This window comes from Symbiopectobacterium purcellii (assembly GCF_052050035.1).
GTDB classification, from domain to species: Bacteria; Pseudomonadota; Gammaproteobacteria; order Enterobacterales; family Enterobacteriaceae; genus Symbiopectobacterium; species Symbiopectobacterium purcellii_A.
Window position 1 is genome coordinate 4,870,901 of sequence record NZ_CP189882.1, and the last position, 13,141, is coordinate 4,884,041.

14 protein-coding genes and 1 pseudogene are annotated in these 13,141 nt (G+C 49.4%); 8 read left to right on the forward strand and 7 right to left on the reverse strand.

The features are described from left to right. Positions 1-3: 3 nt before the first annotated feature. Positions 4-1,788, reverse strand: a complete 1,785-nt coding sequence (aspS, locus tag ACQGXV_RS32985; protein ID WP_440864375.1) for an aspartate--tRNA ligase — start codon at positions 1,786-1,788, stop codon at positions 4-6. Positions 1,789-2,219: 431 nt separating this feature from the next. On the opposite strand from aspS, the gene ACQGXV_RS32990 reads away from it, so the two are divergent. The 4 genes from ACQGXV_RS32990 to cmoB all read left to right on the forward strand — a co-directional run bounded on the left by ACQGXV_RS32990 (position 2,220) and on the right by cmoB (position 5,455). Next, complete coding sequence (locus ACQGXV_RS32990) at positions 2,220-3,032, forward strand: DUF72 domain-containing protein (RefSeq protein WP_440864377.1); 813 nt, start codon at positions 2,220-2,222, stop codon at positions 3,030-3,032. Positions 3,033-3,223: 191 nt separating this feature from the next. Further along, on the forward strand, positions 3,224-3,619 hold the full coding sequence (locus tag ACQGXV_RS32995; RefSeq protein ID WP_440864378.1) for an MAPEG family protein: 396 nt from the start codon (positions 3,224-3,226) through the stop codon (positions 3,617-3,619). Between the two features lie 124 nt (positions 3,620-3,743). Continuing rightward, positions 3,744-4,487 (forward strand): carboxy-S-adenosyl-L-methionine synthase CmoA, encoded by a 744-nt coding sequence (gene cmoA / locus ACQGXV_RS33000; RefSeq protein WP_440864379.1) that lies wholly within the window; start codon positions 3,744-3,746, stop codon positions 4,485-4,487. Next, positions 4,484-5,455 carry a tRNA 5-methoxyuridine(34)/uridine 5-oxyacetic acid(34) synthase CmoB gene (cmoB, locus tag ACQGXV_RS33005; protein ID WP_440864380.1) on the forward strand — a complete coding sequence of 324 codons (972 nt, stop codon included), beginning with the start codon at positions 4,484-4,486 and terminating at the stop codon, positions 5,453-5,455. The genes cmoA and cmoB overlap by 4 nt, the downstream gene beginning before the upstream one ends. A 189-nt stretch (positions 5,456-5,644) precedes the next feature. On the opposite strand, the gene ACQGXV_RS33010 is transcribed toward cmoB, so the two are convergent. Together ACQGXV_RS33010 and ACQGXV_RS33015 are read right to left on the reverse strand one after the other, a co-directional pair. Next, positions 5,645-6,178: an IS630 family transposase gene (locus tag ACQGXV_RS33010; protein ID WP_440862665.1), complete on the reverse strand. Its 534-nt coding sequence runs from the start codon at positions 6,176-6,178 to the stop codon at positions 5,645-5,647. Further along, positions 6,102-6,287, reverse strand: a complete 186-nt coding sequence (locus ACQGXV_RS33015; RefSeq protein ID WP_440867771.1) for an IS630 transposase-related protein — start codon at positions 6,285-6,287, stop codon at positions 6,102-6,104. Before ACQGXV_RS33015 ends, ACQGXV_RS33010 begins: the two co-directional genes overlap by 77 nt. A 34-nt stretch (positions 6,288-6,321) precedes the next feature. On the opposite strand from ACQGXV_RS33015, the gene ACQGXV_RS33020 reads away from it, so the two are divergent. Both ACQGXV_RS33020 and ACQGXV_RS33025 read left to right on the forward strand, forming a co-directional pair. Then, on the forward strand, positions 6,322-6,687 hold the full coding sequence (locus ACQGXV_RS33020; protein WP_440864381.1) for an IS630 transposase-related protein: 366 nt from the start codon (positions 6,322-6,324) through the stop codon (positions 6,685-6,687). Positions 6,688-6,712: 25 nt separating this feature from the next. Further along, entirely contained in the window at positions 6,713-7,144 is a 432-nt protein-coding gene (locus ACQGXV_RS33025) for an IS630 family transposase (RefSeq protein WP_440867772.1), read from the forward strand. 19 nt (positions 7,145-7,163) lie between these two features. Here ACQGXV_RS33025 and ACQGXV_RS33030 read toward each other — a convergent pair whose 3' ends face one another. Then, positions 7,164-7,349: an IS630 transposase-related protein gene (locus tag ACQGXV_RS33030; RefSeq protein ID WP_440864382.1), complete on the reverse strand. Its 186-nt coding sequence runs from the start codon at positions 7,347-7,349 to the stop codon at positions 7,164-7,166. 35 nt (positions 7,350-7,384) lie between these two features. Between ACQGXV_RS33030 and ACQGXV_RS33035 the strand changes: the two are divergent. Continuing rightward, a pseudogene (locus ACQGXV_RS33035) lies at positions 7,385-7,711 on the forward strand (transposase); the annotation flags it as partial. A gap of 387 nt (positions 7,712-8,098) precedes the next feature. Here ACQGXV_RS33035 and cutC read toward each other — a convergent pair. The 3 genes from cutC to ACQGXV_RS33050 all read right to left on the reverse strand — a co-directional run bounded on the left by cutC (position 8,099) and on the right by ACQGXV_RS33050 (position 10,959). Then, positions 8,099-8,863 carry a copper homeostasis protein CutC gene (cutC, locus tag ACQGXV_RS33040; protein WP_440864383.1) on the reverse strand — a complete coding sequence of 255 codons (765 nt, stop codon included), beginning with the start codon at positions 8,861-8,863 and terminating at the stop codon, positions 8,099-8,101. A 198-nt stretch (positions 8,864-9,061) separates the two neighbouring features. Next, positions 9,062-9,604, reverse strand: coding sequence for a VOC family protein (locus tag ACQGXV_RS33045; RefSeq protein ID WP_440867773.1), 543 nt, complete (start codon positions 9,602-9,604; stop codon positions 9,062-9,064). Between the two features lie 431 nt (positions 9,605-10,035). After that, the gene (locus ACQGXV_RS33050; RefSeq protein ID WP_440864384.1) at positions 10,036-10,959 is read right to left on the reverse strand and encodes an IS5 family transposase; all 924 of its coding nucleotides are present in this window, start codon (positions 10,957-10,959) and stop codon (positions 10,036-10,038) included. Between the two features lie 450 nt (positions 10,960-11,409). On the opposite strand from ACQGXV_RS33050, the gene argS reads away from it, so the two are divergent. Further along, positions 11,410-13,140: an arginine--tRNA ligase gene (gene argS / locus ACQGXV_RS33055; RefSeq protein ID WP_440864385.1), complete on the forward strand. Its 1,731-nt coding sequence runs from the start codon at positions 11,410-11,412 to the stop codon at positions 13,138-13,140. Position 13,141 lies beyond the last annotated feature (1 nt).

The following is a 13,141-nucleotide window of genomic DNA, read 5'->3' on the forward strand; positions in this document are numbered from 1 at the left end:
CGGTTACTCCGCATCCTGCGCAGGTTTCGCTTTCGCCACCACAGCAATAGACAGTTCTGCTAACGATGCCGGATTGGCGTAACTCGGCGCCTCCGTCATCAGGCAGGCTGCTGCGGTCGTTTTCGGGAAGGCGATCACGTCACGAATGTTTTCCGTACCGGTCAACAACATCACCAGCCGATCCAGCCCGAACGCCAGGCCAGCATGCGGCGGTGTACCGTATTTCAGGGCATCCAGCAAGAAGCCAAATTTTTCGCGTTGTTCTTGCTCGTTAATGCCCAGAATACGGAACACCGTTTGTTGCATTACGCTGCTGTGAATACGCACGGAACCACCGCCCACTTCATAGCCGTTCAGTACCATATCGTACGCGTTAGCGATGGCGGAAACCGGGTTACTTTCCAGTGCTTCAGGCGTCATATCACGCGGTGAAGTAAACGGATGGTGCATTGCGGCCAGCCCACCTTCGCCATCGTCTTCAAACATCGGGAAATCGATGACCCACAGCGGTTTCCAGCTTGCCAGATTGGTCAGGCCGAGATCGCGTCCCAGTTTAAGGCGCAGCGCACCCAATGCATCCGTTACCACTTTCGCGCTGTCCGCGCCAAAGAACAGAATGTCGCCGTCTTCAGCCGCAGTGCGTTCTAACAGCGCTGCCAGCAGTGTCTCGTTCAGGAATTTAGCAACCGGACTGGAAATTCCTTCGAGCCCTTTCGCCTTCTCGTTCACTTTAATATAAGCGAGTTCCTTGGCACCGTAGATCTCGATAAACTTGCCGTATTCATCAATCTGTTTGCGGCTCAGCTGTGCACCACCCGGTACGCGAATCACTGCTACACGGCCTTTGGCATCGTTCGCCGGGCCGGAGAACACTTTAAAATCGATCGTTTTGAGCAGATCGGCGACATCCACCAGTTCCAGCGGGTTACGCAGATCAGGTTTGTCGGAGCCAAAACGGCGCATGGCTTCAGCAAACGTCATGATCGGGAAATCCCCCAAATCGACGCTCAAAATCTCTTGCCACAGTTCACGCACCAGTTTTTCCATCACTTCACGCACCTGCGGTGCCGTCATGAAGGAGGTTTCGACGTCAATCTGGGTAAATTCCGGCTGGCGATCCGCACGCAGGTCTTCATCACGGAAGCATTTAACAATCTGGTAGTAACGGTCGAAGCCGGACATCATCAGCAATTGCTTGAACAACTGCGGCGATTGCGGCAGCGCATAGAATTTGCCCTTGTGCACTCGGCTTGGCACCAGGTAATCGCGCGCCCCTTCCGGTGTCGCTTTGGTCAGCATCGGCGTTTCAATATCCAGAAAGTCGTGGCTGTCCATAAAGCGACGCACAAAGCTGGTAATACGCGCACGCGTTTTTAACCGCGTCGCCATTTCAGGGCGACGCAAATCGAGATAGCGGTATTTCAAGCGCGCTTCTTCGGTGTTGGTTTGATTGGCGTCCAGCGGCAACGGCTCTGAGCGGTTTATAATCGTCAACGCGGTCGCAAACACTTCCACTTCACCCGTAGACATATCTTTATTCACCTGGCTTTCAGGGCGCGCACGCACCACACCGGTCAGTTGAATGCAGAATTCGTTACGCAGTTCTGACGCCAAAGTGAAAGCATCCTGCCGATCGGGGTCGAAAAACACCTGGACCACGCCGTCGCGGTCACGCATATCGATAAAAATCAAACCACCCAGATCGCGGCGACGGTTAACCCAACCGCACAATGTCACTTCCTGGCCCACATGGGACGCGTTTAGTTGTCCACAATATTCAGTACGCATTACGATGTCCTTTTGAGCAATCACGCTAGAAACCATCTCAACGAGATATAATCACACCTACAACAACCACGCCTGAGCGCACCGGCCAAACCGCATCGTCACAGTGAGTACGAAACGCTGGTTTTATAAAACATATCGGTTTCACAAAACACACCGGTTTCATAAAACGCATCGATGCTACAAAACACACAGGTTCCACAAACACAGCGGCGTTTCCCCACGCACCCGATCACAACGGTGTTTTTTTTGCGCGGAATGGTTGTTCTGGATTGCTGTTCAGTAAAAAAAGGTTGCTATTATAAAGGATATTCCCCGGAACGATAAGAGTGAAGCGGTTTCAGGGCAGTGATATGTCGCAAGAATTGTGAGAATTCCCTCTCGGTTAAAAAAATGTTTTACTGTCTCTCACTCTGTTAATGGGTTGCAACGGAATGTTTATCGGCTTACCACAATGGCAACATCCCGCCTGGCACAAGTTCGGACTGCGCACGCTGGCTGACTACGCGCGGTATTTCAACTGTGTGGAAGGCAACACTACGTTTTATGCGCTGCCCAGCGCCGATAGCGTATTGCGTTGGCGGGACATGACCACTGACAGTTTCCGTTTCTGTTTCAAATTTCCTGCCACCATCAGTCATCATGCGGGATTGCGCCACTGTGAAGAGGAAACGCGTCAGTTCTTTCATTGCCTGCAACCGCTCGCCTCGCGTGTCGGACAATTCTGGTTACAGCTTCCTGCGGCTTTTTCGCCCGAGCAACTCCCCGATTTATGGCGTTTTATCGATACACTGACTCAGGAATTCAGCTACGGGGTGGAAGTTCGCCACCTTGCATTTTTTGCCAAAGGTGAGGATGAACGCCAACTGAACCAAGGGCTTTCACAGCGCGCTATCGACAGGATCATGCTCGACAGCCGCCCGGTACACCACGCACCGCCAGATACGCCCGCCCTGCGGGAAGCCCAACGGAAAAAACCGCGTTTGCCGGTTCATGCACTGCTGACCGCACAGCGACCCGCCATCCGTTTCATTGGCAACGAAGATATTGCAGACAATTTGCGCTGGTTTGCACCCTGGATTGATAAACTGAAACTCTGGCAGGAGCATTCTCCGTATCTGTTTATCCATACGCCTGACATTGGCAATGTGCTCCCGCTGGCACAAGCACTATGGCCGTTGTTAGAACCGGTTATCACTGCCTGTCCGCCGCGCCCTGACTGGCCGCAACAAGACGCCTTATTTTAAACAAATATAAAACAGCAACGTATTAAAAGGTTTTTTTTAGCATTTTTTATTATAAGTTCAGGTTTTGAACTGCTTTTTTTTAAAAGCAGACATTACAGGCGACAGTCTGACAGCAGACAGTTATCATTCTGCCAGCCGAAGTCGGTTAATATTTTCTGTCAGGCAATGTTTGCCCGACAATGGAGTGGAACATGGTAAGCGCGCTCTATGTGGTGCTTGGCGCATTGTTGCTGGTAAAACTGTCTCTCGATGTGGTGAAACTGCGTATGCAATACCGCGTGGCCTACGGAGACGGTGGTTTTTATGAATTACAGACCGCCATTCGGGTTCACGGCAATGCCGTAGAATACCTCCCCATCGGCGCTATTCTTCTGGTGCTGATGGAAATGAACGGTGCGTTGATCGTCATGATTCATCTGTGCGGTATCTTGCTAATTGTTGGCCGACTCTTTCACTACGTAGGCTTGCGTCAACGTGAATTCCGCTGGCGCCGAACCGGCATGTCCGCTACCTACGCTTCACTGGTATTGATGTCGCTGTTCAATCTTTACTACCTTCCCTGGGAATTGGTACTCACCCTGTATTAACCGCGCCTGTGAAGTTGGTGCGCCGTACGTATTATGGCGCGCCGCAAGGAAACAGACTTTCTTATTGGTATTTGCTAAACTGTGCAACCTTTTTTATTAACCTCACTGTAATTTAGTGTCCATCATGCCAAATCGCGATACGCTTTTTTCTGTTCCCATAGCCCACCTCGGTGACTGGACTTTTGACGAACGCGTCGCTGAAGTCTTTCCCGATATGGTTCAGCGCTCCGTCCCCGGCTATTCGAATATAATTTCCATGATCGGCATGTTGGCCGAACGTTTCGCCAAACCCGATACGCAGATTTACGATCTGGGCTGCTCGCTCGGAGCCGCTACGCTGTCGATGCGGCGTAATATTCAGGCCACGGGCTGCAACATTATCGCCGTTGACAACTCACCTGCGATGATTGAACGCTGTCGCCGCCACATTGATGCTTTTCGCGCTGCCACCCCCGTCCAGGTGATCGAAGCGGATATCCGCGATATCGTCATCGAGAATGCCTCCCTGGTGGTGCTCAATTTCACCTTGCAATTCCTGGCACCGGAAGAACGGCAAACGCTGTTAACACGTATCTATCAAGGCTTGAATCCCGGTGGTGCGCTGGTGTTATCGGAGAAGTTCAGCTTTGAAGATAACAAGGTAGGTGAACTGTTATTTAACATGCACCACGATTTCAAGCGGGCAAATGGCTACAGCGAATTAGAGATCAGCCAAAAACGTAACATGCTGGAAAACGTCATGCTGACCGATTCGGTGGAAACCCATAAATCTCGTCTGGCACACGCCGGATTTCAACACAGCGAAGTGTGGTTCCAGTGCTTTAATTTTGGTTCGTTACTGGCGTTAAAAGCTGAGGATAAGGCGTGATCGATTTCGGCAATTTTTATCAGCTTATCGCGAAAGGTCCATTAAGCCATTGGTTAAATATGCTGCCGGCCCAACTGAGTGCCTGGCAACGGGAATCCTTGCACGGCAAATTTAAACAATGGTTCAATGCCGTTGAAGCCTTGCCCGAATTAACACCCTCCCAGTTAGATGTGCAACACAGCGTCACTGCCGCCTCACTGCCGGGCCTCAGCGAGGGTCAACGTGAAGGGCTGGAAGTGCGTCTGCGTCAACTGATGCCGTGGCGTAAAGGTCCCTATTCCCTTTACGGTGTCAATATCGATACCGAATGGCGCTCTGACTGGAAATGGGAACGTCTGACGCCCCATATCAGCCCCTTAGCAGGCCGTCTGGTATTGGATGTCGGCTGCGGCAGCGGTTATCACCTGTGGCGCATGATTGGTGCCGGTGCGCATCTGGCCGTGGGCATCGACCCGATGCAGCTTTTCGTCTGCCAATTTGAAGCCGTTCGCAAACTGCTGGGTAACGATCAACGAGCGCATGTATTACCGCTTGGCATCGAACAGCTGCCGGAACACGCTGCCTTTGATACCGTGTTCTCCATGGGCGTGCTTTACCATCGCCGCTCGCCGCTCGATCATCTTTGGCAGTTGAAAAACCAGTTAGTGTCAGGCGGAGAACTGGTGTTGGAGACGCTGGTTATCGAGGGCGATGAGAATGCCGTGCTGGTGCCGGGCGAACGTTACGCGCAGATGCGCAATGTTTACTTTATTCCCTCAGCCCCTGCGCTGGTACGCTGGTTGGAAAAATGCGGTTTTGTCGACGTGCGTATCGTCGATCATTGCGTCACTACCCTCGAGGAACAGCGCAGGACCTCATGGATGACCACGAAATCACTGGCCTATTTCCTCGATCCTAACGATCACAGCAAAACCTGCGAAGGTTACCCCGCGCCACTGCGTGCGGTGATTGTGGCTCGTAATCCTTAGTACCTCGCCCCGGCGCCATGCCGGGGTTATACTCTCGGTTTATCGCGACAGCAGATTCTCGCTACAGAATATCTACTCATTGGTATTCCCGACGGAGCGTGATAGTTACTTTCGAGTCATTTCATAGCTTATAAATGCGTTACATGAAACAAGGCGATAATCTGATATAGCCAAGCGACTTAATTTTGATTACACCATATGGACTGAGAACAAACTCTCTGTATCGCAACCCATCTCTCTTTTTTTGCTTTTTGCTTGTGCCCATTTATGCTCAATTGGGTTAAGATCTGGCGAATATGTAGGCAAATACTCCACCATATACCCTGCATCGATGATGACTTGTTGAATATTATGTTTTTTGTGAAAAGTGGCATTGTCCATCATGATTACACTGTTTTTAGGGAGTACTGGGATAAGGACTTGTGTGACCCAGGCATAGAAAACATCGCTGTTAATATTGATATCAAATAATCCGATAGCAAACAGCGTTGTGCCTAATAAAGCGCCGATAACATTTGTTCTTCCCCTAGCTCCCCAGTTCTTCAGGCCAAAACACCGTTGACCTTTTGGGGAATAGCCGTGAGTCCGTGGGGCATCGTGTGAAAAACCACTTTCATCAATAAAAACAATAGGTTTACCTTCTTTTTCATACTGTTGTTTTTTTTGTTGAAATCCCTGCCGGGCGTTTTCGTCGGCTTTCGGATGACGTAGAGTTTTTTTTATAGGTCAATCCCAGCTTTTTAAGCGCTTGCCAAATGGCCTTCTGACAAACGCCAAAACGCTCTGCACGTTCTTTTTGGTAAGCATCTGGATATTGTTCAACATCTTTTATAGCTAAACGACTTAATTTTGATTACATTATTTAAATGAGCTATTCAATTGATTTTAGACGTAAAGTGATATCTACACGGAAAAACGAAGGGTTGAGTATCCGAGAAACAGCGAAGCAATTTCGGATTGGCCCTGCCTCTGTATCGCGTTGGATTAATCAAATAGAGTCAAAAGCATCGACCACGCGTCAGCGAAAGATCGATAAATCCGAGTTGATAAAAGATGTTGAACAATATCCAGATGCTTACCAAAAAGAACGTGCAGAGCGTTTTGGCGTTTGTCAGAAGGCCATTTGGCAAGCGCTTAAAAAGCTGGGATTGACCTATAAAAAAAACTCTACGTCATCCGAAAGCCGACGAAAACGCCCGGTAGGGATTTCAACAAAAAAAACAACAGTATGAAAAAGAAGGTAAACCTATTGTTTTTATTGATGAAAGTGGTTTTTCACACGATGCCCCACGGACTCACGGCTATTCCCCAAAAGGTCAACGGTGTTTTGGCCTGAAGAACTGGGGAGCTAGGGGAAGAACAAATGTTATCGGCGCTTTATTAGGCACAACGCTGTTTGCTATCGGATTATTTGATATCAATATTAACAGCGATGTTTTCTATGCCTGGGTCACACAAGTCCTTATCCCAGTACCCCCTAAAAACAGTGTAATCATGATGGACAATGCCACTTTTCACAAAAAACATAATATTCAACAAGTCATCATCGATGCAGGGTATATGGTGGAGTATTTGCCTACATATTCGCCAGATCTTAACCCAATTGAGCATAAATGGGCACAAGCAAAAAGCAAAAAAAGAGAGATGGGTTGCGATACAGAGAGTTTGTTCTCAGTCCATATGGTGTAATCAAAATTAAGTCGCTTGGCTATATCAACTCGGATTTATCGATCTTTCGCTGACGCGTGGTCGATGCTTTTGACTCTATTTGATTAATCCAACGCGATACAGAGGCAGGGCCAATCCGAAATTGCTTCGCTGTTTCTCGGATACTCAACCCTTCGTTTTTCCGTGTAGATATCACTTTACGTCTAAAATCAATTGAATAGCTCATTTAAATAATGTAATCAAAATTAAGTCGTTTAGCTATACTGCCACGATGCGTTGCTAAGAAAGAAAATCAGGCCCCTTATCCCGCCGCGAAGCGGAGCCAAATACTGGCCGGACAAGTACCATGAACGTAACCATGCGGTGGCGAATCAGCGTCTGAGCGGGAGTAATGATATGTGGAAAAAGAAAGTGGGTTATCACCGGCGTTCAGTGGCAGAAACAGCGATGTTCCGCATAAAAACTTTGCTGGGTGGCCATCTGAGCCTGCGTGACTATGAGGCTCAAGTAGGTGAAGCCATAGCGATGGTCAAAGCGCTGAACCGTATGACGTTGTTGGGTATGCCACACAGCGTCAGGATAGGATAACAGGTGTAGCAGAGGGAGTCATCCTGTCGGCTAATTCTGATTTATTCAACAAAGCCCCTCGCCGAGAAAAATACTGATTATTCAGGACCAATAATTGTATACTCAATGGGATAGTTTAAGAATAAACACTTCGTTATGGGTGTCTATTAAATGTGTTTTCGCACTCCAGCCCGTAAAAAACCTGATCCTCGTTGCCCTGTTTGTTTGCACGTTAGCAGACGAAAATGTTGCTCATTATTTATCTTATCTCTTTTGCTCCACTGCATGAGGGGTAGAGGCAATGTATCAGAAAAAAAGCCCCGGCAACACGCCGGGGCTTGGTACTCGCAAGCAAACCCGAAGCGATGCTGCGCGGTAAAGGACTCGTTGGGCGAATTTTCCGCGTCATCAGGGGACAGGGACTGTCTGGCACCCCGCATTCAGCACTCGCTTCATTTCAGCAACGATGTCGCCGTCGACGCAATAGTGGCTGAATTCGTCCAGATCGCTTTCCGCGTCTGAACACATCGAGACACCCACTTTGCGAAACCGCATCGCCGAAGGCAGCCAGTGTCCGGCTGAACTGTGCAATTCCTGAATACCGCTTCGCTGAAATTTATGCAGGTTGGTCAAACGCACACCTGCTCCCGCCATAATAATTGGACCACGGCTTGCCCGAATTAGTTCACGCAATAATGTTAAGCCGTTTTCCGCTTGCTGCTGCTGACCGGATGTTAACACGCGCGCCACGCCCAAATCGGTGAGCTGTTGCAACGCCATATGCGGATTGAGGCACAGATCGAAGGCACGATGAAATGTCACTGCCATCCCTTCACACAGTGCCATCAACACTTTCATGCGCAGCAGATCGATATGCCCTTCTTCATCCAGCACACCAACCACTACGCCGGGAAAACCCATTTCTTTAATGCGCTGAATATCGTACTGAATGGTGCGAAACTCACTGTCGCTGTAGCAGAAATCCCCGCCGCGCGGGCGTACGATAGGATGAACCGGTAGCCGCACCCTGCTTCTCGCCTCGGCCAGAACACCATAGCTTGGTGTCAGACCGCCTTCACGCTGGCCAGCACAGAGCTCAATCCTGTCTGCTCCCGCCAGTTCCGCCGTGAGCGCGCAATCAACGCTGTAACAGCATACTTCCAACTTTGACATGTAATCTCTCCCGCCTGCGTCACATTGCGCTGTGACCATTGCACCATCAACTAGCACGCTATAGCTTTAGGATAAATATGGCATCTGAATAAAAATGCAAAGAAGAGCCGAGTCACAGAGGGCAGGATTGCCCCAAGGCTATCCATTACGCGTCACACAAATTTTACCAAAAGCCGTCAACAGCGATCGGGGACAGGCTTATTCCTGCTCGCTGGCGATGACTTCACGGATCGAATACGGATGAAACTTGATAGTGGTTGTCCCATCGCTCACGGCTAACGTGGGATTGGGCAAACGTTCTTTATCGCTGCCGGGTTGGCTGAATTTAAGGGTAATGCGCGGTGAGGCCAGCGCGCTATCAGAAAGACAAGCCAAAGCGCGAGCATGCAAGGTCTCTGGATTGCCAGCTAACACTAATTCAATATGCTCCCAACCTTCATTGGGATAAAAACGCTCACCAGGCCAAGGTAGTTCAATACAATCAATATTCAACGGACCGAGGGTTATTTTTTCGTTAAGCGAAAAAAGGCAAATAGGACGTCCGTTAATTTGATTTTCAGAAATTAATACCCCTAGCGTTAATAACGTTTCTTTCCAGTGCGCAGCTGTCGTATTTTGGTTGCAGCGCAATGCAATATGATCGGCTTCGAATTGCGACAAATCTAATGACAGCGTCTCCGCTAACTGTAACAACGCACGCTCAAAACGGGCCAAATCGTGTTGAAGCGCAGGGGTAAGCATTCCGGACATTGCATTTCCTAATATTAATAATAATTAACCTTCAAATAGTAACGCTATGCACGCGTTTTGAATACCATTGCGACACACGTCAGGTGTAGCGCGCTCTGGATCATCGTCCACAGCACAAAATGCTTACGGGTTTATGCAACCGATACTGTAATATTCTGAAACATAACGTGATAAAAATCACCCTATGCAATATCCCTTCATTGTTAATCACATCAGCGTGTTTGATAAGGATATCGAACGGCAGCGGAATTTATAAGCACAACACGCAAATGGTGCACAATAACCTACTACGCCTAATTCATACGTAAATTATACTGATTTAGGGAATATTCTCAAAAGAAAAGATTAATCTTAAACCTCTTGACCGGCTTTGTTGAATAAATCAGAATTAGCCGACAGGATGACTCCCTCTGCTACACCTGTTATCCTATCCTGACGCCGTGTGGCATACCCAACAACGTCATACGGTTCAGCGCTTTGACCATCGCTATGGCTTCACCTACTTGAGCCTCATAGTCACGCAGGCTCAGATGGCCACCCAGCAAAGTTTTTATGCGGAACATCGCTGTTTCTGCCACTGAACGCCGGTGATAACCCACTTTCTTTTTCCACATATCATTACTCCCGCTCAGACGCTGATTCGCCACCGCATGGTTACGTTCATGGTACTTGTCCGGCCAGTATTTGGCTCCGCTTCGCGGCGGGATAAGGGGCCTGATTTTCTTTCTTAGCAACGCATCGTGGCAGTAACGGGCGTCATAAGCACCGTCTGCTGACACTTCCCTGATTTTTCGGTGGGTTTGGTTAATCAGGCACGGCAGTGCCTGCGCATCTGTCGTTCCGCTGAGCGATAAGTCGGCACAGATAATCTCATGCGTCGCACTGTCTGCTGCCAGATGAAGCTTGCGCCACACTCTTCGTCTGTCAGCCCCATGCTGCCTGACTTTCCATTCACCTTCGCCAAAGACCTTCAGACCGGTACTGTCGATGACCAGATGCGATATTTCACCACGCGTTGGCGTTTTTATGCTGATACTGACGGTTTTTGCCCGCCGACTGACCAGAGAGTAGTCCGGGCAGCGCAGTGGCAGGCTCATCAGTGTAAAAACCGAGTCGACAAAGCCCTGTAATGCCCGGAGCGACAGGTTAAACACGCGCTTTATCATCAAAACCGTGGTAACAGCCATATCGGTGTAGTAAAGCGGCCGACCACGACCTTCAGGCGAAGAACTGTCAGTCCATGCAGCGATGGCCGACTCATCAAGCCAGACCGTCAGGGAGCCGCGTTGTCTGAGTGCTTTGTTGTAGGTGGGCCAGTTGGTGATTTTAAACTTTTGCTTTGCCATGGGGAGCTGCTATCGGGAGCGATGATAGTGCTTTGATCCGGCGATCCCCTGAAAGTTCGATTTATTCAACAAAGCCCTCTTGACCTACATTGTCACACCTAACAAAAACAGGTAATTTGTTAACGTATCGCAATAGTACACAGAGAAATAATTATGATTTTAGCTATTTTATCGGTTCTGCTTATTGCCATTGCGGCATATGCAATTTTTAAACATTTTAAAATAAGGGAAAGTCAACGTATCGGAACCAACCATCGGGGAAGAAAGCGTTAACTATTTTTCGCTAGCGCTGGTACTTTTTTCCTCCTTTTTCGACGCGTTACCCTCCTCTTCGTGCTCTATACCCCTTGCATTTTCTCAGGAAAATTCTCGCGGGGAAGGCTCGCCCTGCTGACGTTTCAGCCCAAATATGGTATAAGCGGGGGCTAAATTTTTATTAAAGGTATCCAGGTGAATATTCAGGCTCTTCTTTCGGAAAAAGTCAGCCAGGCATTGGTTGCAGCGGATGCGCCCAACGGCACAGACCCGCAGGTGCGCCAGTCCGCCAAGGCTCAGTTTGGTGATTACCAGGCCAATGGTGTCATGGCGGCAGCGAAAAAACTTGGGCTTGCTCCGCGACAACTGGCAGAAACGGTAGTTAAGCATCTGGCATTAGAAGGCATTGTCGCTAAAACAGAGATCGCTGGTCCGGGGTTTATCAACCTGTTTCTGGATGCGCAGTGGTTGGCACAACAAACCGAACGGGCTTTGAACGCACCCAAATTGGGTATCACACCTGTCACACAGCAAACCATCGTGGTTGACTATTCTGCGCCCAACGTTGCAAAAGAAATGCATGTCGGCCACCTGCGCTCCACCATCATTGGTGATGCTGCGGTACGCACGCTTAAATTTCTCGGACACAAGGTTATCCGCGCCAACCACGTGGGTGACTGGGGAACACAGTTCGGTATGTTGATCGCTCATCTGGAAGATGTGCAGAAAGATACCTCCGGCGAGTTGGTATTACCCGATCTGGAAGCCTTCTACCGCGAAGCGAAACTCCGTTACGATGAAGATGCCGCCTTTGCTGAACGCGCCCGCCACTACGTGGTGAAATTACAGGGCGGCGACGTTTATTTCCGCGAACTGTGGAGCAAGCTGGTTGATGTCACCATGACGCAAAACCAGCTCACCTACGATCGTCTGAATGTCACCCTGACCAAAAAAGATGTAATGGGTGAAAGCCTCTATAACGCAATGCTGCCGGAGATTGTTGCCGATCTTAAGGCAAAAGGTCTGGCCGTTGAAAGTGAAGGGGCGACGGTGGTTTTCCTTGATGAGTTTAAAAACAAGGACGGCGAACCGATGGGCGTCATCGTGCAAAAGAAAGATGGCGGCTATCTCTATACCACCACTGACATTGCCTGCGCCAAGTACCGGTATGAGACGCTGGGCGCCAATCGCGTTCTTTACTACATTGATTCCCGCCAGCACCAACATTTGATGCAAGCATGGACTATCGTGCGCAAAGCGGGCTATGTACCCGAATCAGTATCACTGGAACATCATATGTTCGGCATGATGCTGGGCAAAGATGGCAAACCGTTTAAAACCCGCGCGGGCGGCACCATCAAACTGGTAGATCTGTTAGACGAAGCCTATGAGCGTGCATTAACGCTGATCGCAGGTAAAAACCCCGATATGGACCAAGACGTGTTGCGTGAGTTGGCGCGCGTCGTTTCCATCGGAGCAGTGAAATACGCGGATCTATCCAAAAGTCGCACCACTGACTACGTGTTTGACTGGGATAACATGCTTGCGTTTGAAGGGAATACAGCTCCCTATATGCAGTATGCCTACACGCGCGTTGCCTCGATTTTCAAACGCGCCAATCTTGATAAAGCCGCTCTGACGCAGCCTGTCGTACTGAATGATGGGAAAGAAACGGCGCTGGCAACCCGCCTGATGCAGTTTGAAGAAACCATCACTACCGTGGCACGCGAAGGGACGCCGCACGTGATGTGTGCCTACTTATACGATCTTGCAGGCTTATTCTCCAGTTTCTACGAGCATTGCCCGATTCTGAATGCCGACAGTGATGCTGTGCGTCAAAGCCGTCTGAAACTGGCCCTGTTAACCGCAGAAACGCTGAAACAAGGGTTAGGCACTCTGGGCATTGAAACCGTCGATAAAATGTAAT

What these genes read in the sequence shown, in the direction of transcription:
- cmoA (WP_440864379.1), top strand. Translation starts at nt 3,744, where the DNA reads ATGCCAAATCGCGATACGCTTTTTTCTGTTCCCATAGCCCACCTCGGT.
- ACQGXV_RS33050 (WP_440864384.1), bottom strand. Translation starts at nt 10,959, where the DNA reads ATGGCAAAGCAAAAGTTTAAAATCACCAACTGGCCCACCTACAACAAA.
- ACQGXV_RS33030 (WP_440864382.1), bottom strand. Translation starts at nt 7,349, where the DNA reads ATGAGCTATTCAATTGATTTTAGACGTAAAGTGATATCTACACGGAAA.
- ACQGXV_RS32995 (WP_440864378.1), top strand. Translation starts at nt 3,224, where the DNA reads ATGGTAAGCGCGCTCTATGTGGTGCTTGGCGCATTGTTGCTGGTAAAA.
- aspS (WP_440864375.1), bottom strand. Translation starts at nt 1,788, where the DNA reads ATGCGTACTGAATATTGTGGACAACTAAACGCGTCCCATGTGGGCCAG.
- ACQGXV_RS33020 (WP_440864381.1), top strand. Translation starts at nt 6,322, where the DNA reads ATGAGCTATTCAATTGATTTTAGACGTAAAGTGATATCTACACGGAAA.
- ACQGXV_RS33045 (WP_440867773.1), bottom strand. Translation starts at nt 9,604, where the DNA reads ATGCTTACCCCTGCGCTTCAACACGATTTGGCCCGTTTTGAGCGTGCG.
- ACQGXV_RS32990 (WP_440864377.1), top strand. Translation starts at nt 2,220, where the DNA reads ATGTTTATCGGCTTACCACAATGGCAACATCCCGCCTGGCACAAGTTC.
- cutC (WP_440864383.1), bottom strand. Translation starts at nt 8,863, where the DNA reads ATGTCAAAGTTGGAAGTATGCTGTTACAGCGTTGATTGCGCGCTCACG.